The sequence below is a fragment of the Vibrio sp. 1249-1 genome (genome assembly GCF_033340495.1).
This window is the reverse complement of the sequence record NZ_JAWOWJ010000841.1, coordinates 1-590: the sequence shown is the minus strand read 5'-3', so window position 1 is coordinate 590 and position 590 is coordinate 1. Positions and strand designations below refer to the sequence as shown.

Sequence of the window (590 nt, the reverse complement as noted above, 5' to 3'; positions counted from 1 at the left end):
ATTTGAAGGTGAGCTGTTCACTAAGCAATGTGCAGACAATCCAAAGCTAAATCCTTGTATTTTTGAATTTGTTTACTTTGCGCGTCCTGATTCTTTCATCGATAAAATCTCTGTGTACAGTGCTCGCGTTGAAATGGGCAAAAAGCTGGGTGAGCGAATTCGTGAAGATTACGCCGATCTTGATATCGACGTCGTAATCCCGATTCCTGAAACCTCTTGCGATATCGCACTACAAATTGCTCAAGCGATCGATATTCCTTACCGCCAAGGCTTTGTTAAAAACCGTTACGTTGGCCGCACGTTTATCATGCCTGGTCAGCAACAACGTAAGAAATCAGTGCGTCGCAAGCTAAACGCTATCCGCTCTGAGTTCAAAGATAAGAACGTGTTGCTGGTGGATGACTCTATCGTTCGCGGTACGACATCAGAACAGATCATTGAGATGGCTCGCGACTCCGGCGCGAAGAAAGTGTACATGGTGTCTGCTGCACCAGAAGTTCGCTTCCCTAACGTTTACGGTATCGATATGCCGAGCGCGACAGAGCTGATTGCTCATGGTCGTGACAACGAAACCATTTGTAAACAGATTG

1 protein-coding gene is annotated in these 590 nt (G+C 46.1%); it reads left to right on the top strand.

Features of this window, described 5'->3' with window-relative positions; all coding sequences use genetic code 11:
- The coding region (locus R7Z50_RS29225) for an amidophosphoribosyltransferase (protein WP_318149978.1) at window positions 1-590 on the top strand (590 nt) is incomplete at both ends.